General features: G+C 38.0%; 7 protein-coding genes. 6 read left to right on the forward strand and 1 reads right to left on the reverse strand.

Going from position 1 to position 5,954, the window contains the following annotated elements:
• The coding region (locus ABDH28_07250) for a DNA methyltransferase (protein MEN2998810.1) at nt 1–379 on the forward strand (379 nt) is incomplete at its 5' end.
• A gap of 208 nt (nt 380–587) precedes the next feature.
• On the opposite strand, the gene ABDH28_07255 is transcribed toward ABDH28_07250, so the two are convergent.
• A complete protein-coding gene (locus ABDH28_07255) occupies nt 588–992 on the reverse strand; it encodes a hypothetical protein (protein MEN2998811.1) in 405 nt (134 codons plus the stop codon).
• A 149-nt stretch (nt 993–1,141) separates the two neighbouring features.
• Between ABDH28_07255 and eno the strand changes: the two genes are divergently transcribed.
• The 5 genes from eno to sufB form a co-directional block, all read left to right on the forward strand.
• The gene (gene eno, locus ABDH28_07260) at nt 1,142–2,440 is read left to right on the forward strand and encodes a phosphopyruvate hydratase (GenBank protein MEN2998812.1); all 1,299 of its coding nucleotides are present in this window, start codon (nt 1,142–1,144) and stop codon (nt 2,438–2,440) included.
• A gap of 11 nt (nt 2,441–2,451) precedes the next feature.
• Nucleotides 2,452–2,646 (forward strand): 50S ribosomal protein L35, encoded by a 195-nt coding sequence (gene rpmI / locus ABDH28_07265; GenBank protein ID MEN2998813.1) that lies wholly within the window; start codon nt 2,452–2,454, stop codon nt 2,644–2,646.
• Entirely contained in the window at nt 2,646–3,881 is a 1,236-nt protein-coding gene (locus ABDH28_07270; GenBank protein MEN2998814.1) for a hypothetical protein, read from the forward strand. Before rpmI ends, ABDH28_07270 begins: the two co-directional genes overlap by 1 nt.
• Before the next feature lie 156 nt (nt 3,882–4,037).
• Entirely contained in the window at nt 4,038–4,817 is a 780-nt protein-coding gene (gene sufC / locus ABDH28_07275) for a Fe-S cluster assembly ATPase SufC (protein MEN2998815.1), read from the forward strand.
• 91 nt (nt 4,818–4,908) lie between these two features.
• On the forward strand, nt 4,909–5,954 hold a 1,046-nt coding region (sufB, locus tag ABDH28_07280), incomplete at its 3' end, for a Fe-S cluster assembly protein SufB (protein ID MEN2998816.1).

Here is a 5,954-nt window from a genome sequence, read left to right on the forward strand (position 1 = left end):
CAGTAAAACTCACACTAACTTACCTTCAGAAACTCTATATACTACCCTCAAGCAAATTCTAGAAGTTGATGAAAAGAGAGCAGAAGAAATACTTTCGTTCTACGATGACTTATACAACGCTATAAAGGTGATAGCAAGATCAGTCAAAAGAGGTGGTTATGTATGCTTTGTCGTCGGAAAGAGGAGAGTTAGAAAAGTAGATCTTCCAACAGACGTAATTTCCGCTGAATTCTTCAGTAATGAAGGATTAGAACATATCAAAACAATAGTTAGACAAATCCACAACAAGAGAATACCAATCCAAAATTCTCCCTCCAACATAAAAGGAGATACTGACACAACAATGAAATATGAATATATTCTAATACTCCGTAAGTGATTACACTTAAATCAACCTTCAACAAGAGGATGTTCAAGAAATTGCCGAAAGGCTTTAGAGATTAGGTAGGAAGAAGAATGTGTCTGTGAAAGTATATTAAAACCATGACACTAACAGATAAAAGGTAAAAGGTTATAGAGGTGATAAGTCGTTTCAAGGGCTTGGGGAGAAGAGGAGAGAGGCTAACCCCCTCCCACAAATCAAAGACTCACTTTGTATAAAGGATAACATTAGTATTTACCGGCACAAAGGTTGTGATATTACTTCCATCAGAATTAGTAGCTATAAATGGATCAGTAAATTCTCCATTAACCATATCCTCAAAAACATTGTTAGCACCATTTTGATTTGCATCGTCAACAATACCAACACCTATCAAATTATTCCCCGATCCTGGATAAGCATAGTATACATAAGAATTCACCGATGTTTGATTAGTCAATTTTACCATTGATAGCACTCCTCCATCTATATCCTGAGCTCCTAGAATATATGAACAAAACCAAGCACCTGGATAGTTACGACTAGAATACGAACCATTTATAGCGATTTGGACTGATCGCTTTAGCTCCACAATACTCACAGCACTAGTTAATAAAAACTTCCTCAACATACACAATCACTTCAAGACACCAAATTTTGTGAAAGATGATAAGAAAGTTTAAAATAGACTTTCTAGCAATTCTGAATACTCTCTCTCCAAGTTGATACAAAGGTACAGAAAACCTTAAAATAACTCAAAAAATATCACTGGAGGGAAGTATGTCAGATGTGATAGTAGATATTATCGGAAGAGAAATACTTGATTCTAGAGGAAATCCCACCGTTGAGGTTGATGTAGTTCTAGACAGTGGAATTACTGGCAGAGCAGCAGTGCCTTCAGGAGCATCTACTGGTGAAAACGAAGCTGTAGAACTTAGAGATGGCGATAAGAATAGATACCTTGGGAAAGGTGTCTTAAATGCAGTTAAGAACGTAAACGAAATAATCAAAAATGAAATCGTTGGTATGTCTGTTTTCAATCAAGTTGAGATTGATAATAAACTTATTAAGCTTGATGGCACTAGCAATAAATCAAAGCTAGGTGCAAACGCAATCCTCGGCGTCTCTTTAGCCGTTGCTAGAGCTGCGTCAAATTTGCTCGGAATCCCTCTTTATAGGTATATTGGCGGAACTAACGCAAAAGTTCTTCCAACTCCTATGTGCAATGTGCTTAATGGCGGTAAACACGCTGACAGCAACGTTGACTTTCAGGAGTTTATGATTGTACCCGTTAACGCTACATCATTTAAGGATGCAATAAGAATGGCTGCCGAAACTTTCCATTCCCTTAAGAAAGTTCTATCATCTAAAGGTTTATCAACAGGAGTTGGAGACGAAGGAGGCTTTGCTCCTAATCTCCAATCAAACAGACAGGCAATAGAAGTAATAATTGAGGCAATAGAAAAAGCTGGCTACACCCCCGGCAAGGACATATACCTTGCCCTGGACCTTGCATCAAGCGAACTTTATGATAGCTCAAAGAAGGTTTATGTTCTAAAGGGAGAAGGCAGAGAGTTATCCTCCGAAAAAATGGTAGAGCTTCTAGAAGACTGGGTTAAAAGCTACCCAATCATCTCAATTGAAGACGGAATGTCAGAACATGACTGGGATGGATGGAAAATGTTGACAGATAAACTAGGGTGCAAGATCCAACTAGTCGGCGATGATGTTTTTGTAACAAACCCAAAGATACTAAGAGAAGGAATACTAAAGGGAATAGCAAACTCAATCCTAATTAAAGTTAACCAAATAGGAACACTAACAGAAACACTTGATGCCATAGAACTTGCAAGAAATTCAGGCTATACCTATATCATCTCACACAGATCTGGAGAAACCGAAGACACAACGATCGCAGACCTCGCAGTCGCTACAAACTCCGGCCAGATCAAAACAGGTTCTCTCTCCAGAACCGATAGACTCGCAAAATATAACCAACTGATAAGAATAGAAGAGGAACTTGGACCATATGCTATCTACAAAGGTATTAAATCCTTCCAAGGACACCATCTTGACTAGGAGGCAAAACAATGGGTAAAGGAAACAAACCAAATACCTCAGCACAAAAAAGGTTCAAAATCACAGGCTCAGGTAAAATAATGAGAAGAAGAGCAGGAATGAGACACTTACTCTCAGATAAGCCAAGAAGCAGAAAAAGAAGACTAAAGCAAGAAGTTGAAGTACTTTCTTCACAAATAAAAAGAATGAAGAATCTCATCTCCTAATGCACCTTATATGCCCATCAGAAAAAAGAAAACTCCTTATAGGGGAGATCATCAACATAAACTCCCCTACCCTCATACTAACAACTAACTCCATCTCAGACTTCCTAACCTCATCACCATTAAAAATCATCACTCCATCAAATCTAGACCTTCTCATAAAAACCCTAAACCTAAAACCAGAAATCTTGAATCCAAACCAAAAACCACTGGAAAAGCTGAAAAACTTTTTCCAGAAACCCTATGTTGATTGCGATTACATCCTCCTAGACCCCGAACTCATCTTCCCATCCTCCCCCCTCTTCAAAGAGAAATACAAAAACCTCTATTTCTTTCTAAGAAACACAAAACCTAAAAGGTTGATCACTATCTCAGGCTCTCTGCCCCTAAAAACCCTCTTAAAGCTACTAAAAAGCATAGGTTGCAAAGAGAAAAAGGTTCTCGTAAAACCTGAGCTTAACTTCAAAATCCAAACAGTATTCACAAACAACAAACTGGATACTTTAGCTAATTTGATCAAAAATACCAACAGAACCCTAATAATCTGCAAAAACCTAACCCATACACTTTTTCTTGAATCTATACTAAAAGACATAACAAGAAACATCTTCGCTCTGAAAAGTAGAAACACCATACAAAAAAGAATAACTATCAGTAAATTCCTAACGAAAGAAGGAATACTAGTTGCACCCAAAAACTTCATATCACTACTAAAAGGCGTGGACTTCTCAAAAGTCATCTACCTCTCTTGTCCATACTCAATAGAGGAATTTATTTACAACCACATCAACCTTGCTTCCAAGAAATATACCCTCATCATATCTACAAAAGATGAAAAAACCCTAGCAAGCAAGATAAAAAGGAAAAAACACCTCAAGAAAGAATACTTAAGCTTTCTAAACTTCTTAGGCTCTAAAGAAGACAAAATTGAATACCTCAAGACCTATTTGCTATCAACCGAAAACCCTCACCTAGGCAGAAAAAAGAACAACCTTGATGAACTTAAAGAAGAAGAAAAAGAACTATACAAGACCTTAAGAGAAAGCTACTATCAATACGAAAACGCCATAGACTTACTTCTAGGCTTGGGAGAAAATTTTCTACGCAGAGGATTTGGAAAACTAAAAGGAAAACCTAGACAGGATGTTGAGAAAATAATACACTCTCTAGTCAACAAGCACCTGCTGGGAATTATATACTTCTGTGCCGATGGGGAAATTATAAAAAAAATCTACTAGAATACCTACTGTAAGATTTCTCAAACAAAGTTTGATAAACCAAACTTTATTAGAAAAACTTGACTGTGGAGAAAAATTTTATAGATTTATAGAAGCTTTACGGAAGCTTGGAAGGAAGAGAGAGGTTCCTAGCGGAGCTGAGAGTAGGAGGAAGTGATGGACAGTTTCTTCAAAATTGTTGATCTAAAAGTCAGCATTGATGACAACCTTATTCTTAAGAAGATAGATCTTGAGGTTGGGAAAGGAGAAATACATGCTATAATGGGACCCAACGGTTCTGGTAAAACAACGCTTTCTAATGTGATAATGGGCAATCCCAAATACAAGGTTGAAGGAGGAAGGATATTCTTCAAAGGAGAAGATATCACAAATCTTCCACCCAACGAGAGAGCCAAGAGGGGGATATTTCTAGCTTTTCAGCACCCAGTAGAAGTTCAGGGAGTTAGGCTTATAAACTTTCTAAGAACTGCTTACAGTGTGCTTAACTGCTATAGGCTAAAAGACACTTTTGTTCCACCAAAACCTATAGAGTTTAGAAACTTCATCAAGTCCAAAATGGAACTACTGGAGATTGACGATTCGTTTATGACAAGATACCTCAATGAAGGTTTTTCTGGCGGAGAGAAAAAGAAGTCAGAGATACTTCAAATGTTGCTTTTGCAACCTGAACTCGCAATAATGGATGAGATAGACTCAGGACTAGACATTGATGCTCTAAGAGTAATCTCAGAAAGTATAACCAAGTTTAGAAATAGTAACAATGCATTTATAGTCATAACTCATTACTCCAGAATCTTCAAGTATCTAAAACCTGACTTTGTTCACATTCTCAACGGAGGCAGAATAGTCAAGACAGGAGATTACACCCTTGCAGAGAAGATAGAAGAAGAGGGATACGATTGGACTCTAGAGGAACTATCCACGAGTATAACCTAAAAATGTCTTTCTTCCGAACAATCTAGTTAACCCTATGAGTAGGAAAAGGAGAATATAAAATCCCCCATTATAATGCAACAGGCAGGATTTTATGAGTGAAGAGGTCAAGGGAATAAAGTTAGACTTTGAGAAATATGGTTTTAAGGATCCAGAACTTTACACTTATAAATCCCAAAAGGGCATAAGTGAGGAAATTGTAAGGCAGATTTCCGAAATGAAAGGAGAGCAAGAATGGATGAGAGAATTCAGACTCAACGCCTATAGGATATTTGAGAAAAAGCCAATGCCACTGTGGGGTGAAAGAGAGCTTTTAGAACAGATAGATTTTTCTGACATTCACTACTATGTAAGACCTACAGATGTAAAAAGCAGAAGCTGGGACGAAGTTCCTGAGTATATAAAGAAAACCTTTGATAGGCTTGGCATTCCAGAAGCAGAGAAGAAATACCTTGCAGGAGTTAGCGCCCAATACGAATCCGAGGTTGTGTATCACAATATCAAATCACAATGGGAAAGCAAGGGAGTTATATTCACCGATATGGACACTGCGGTTAAGGAATACCCCGAATTGGTTAGGAAATACATCGGCACTGTTGTTCCACCTGCTGACAATAAGTTTTCTGCCCTAAACAGTGCTGTGTGGAGCGGTGGCACTTTTATCTATGTTCCAAAGGGAGTCTATGTAGAAATACCACTTCAGGCTTACTTTAGAATAAACACCCGCAACATAGGACAGTTTGAAAGAACTCTCATTATAGCTGAGGAAGGAGCTAGCGTACACTACATTGAAGGATGCACCGCACCTATGTACCCATCGTATTCACTACACACCGCAGTCGTTGAAATCATTGCTAAAAAAGGAGCTTACATTAAGTATACTACAATCCAGAACTGGTCAAAGAACATCTTCAACCTTGTTACCAAAAGAGCATTCGCTTACGAAGACTCAAAGGTTGAATGGATTGATGGTAACTTAGGTAGCAAACTCACTATGAAATATCCCTGTGTATACATGCTCGGAAAAGGAGCTCAGACTGAGATACTATCAATCGCTATTGCAGGACATGGACAAGTCCAAGACTCAGGAGCTAAGGTTATTCACTTAGCACCACACACAACATCAAAAATAACAAATAA

Source organism: Brevinematia bacterium (assembly GCA_039630355.1).
Lineage (GTDB): Bacteria > Spirochaetota > Brevinematia > DTOW01 > DTOW01 > SKYB106.